The organism is Brevibacillus sp. SIMBA_040, assembly GCF_046535075.1.
In the GTDB taxonomy this organism is placed as follows: Bacteria; Bacillota; Bacilli; order Brevibacillales; family Brevibacillaceae; genus Brevibacillus.
Window position 1 is genome coordinate 1 of sequence record NZ_JAWRXI010000156.1, and the last position, 276, is coordinate 276.

Genomic DNA, 276 nt, shown 5'->3' on the forward strand with positions numbered 1-276 from the left:
CTCACGCCACTTCAAGGACCTGGCTGCCCTGCACAGCCTGAATGCCGGCAAACAGTACCAGGACGGTATCGCGCCCATCCGCCAGTACGCCCTCGATACCTTGAAAGCTGAAATGCTCAAGGCCCATCCCGACGCCGCCAACCTGATGCTGGACAAGCTGGAGATCGTGGTCCAGAGCCTGGTGGTTTGGGGCACCTTCACCGTCCCGGGCCAAGTCGAAACCAGCGTCTTCGATCTCGCCGACCTGGCCCTGCAGAACCTGATCGCGTTGCCCCT

Annotated in this window: 1 protein-coding gene; it reads left to right on the forward strand. The window is 62.0% G+C overall.

Annotation, left to right across the window (positions count from 1 at the left end):
- A partial coding sequence (locus tag SB752_RS32355; RefSeq protein WP_410719489.1) for a hypothetical protein occupies positions 1 to 276 on the forward strand: 276 nt, incomplete at both ends.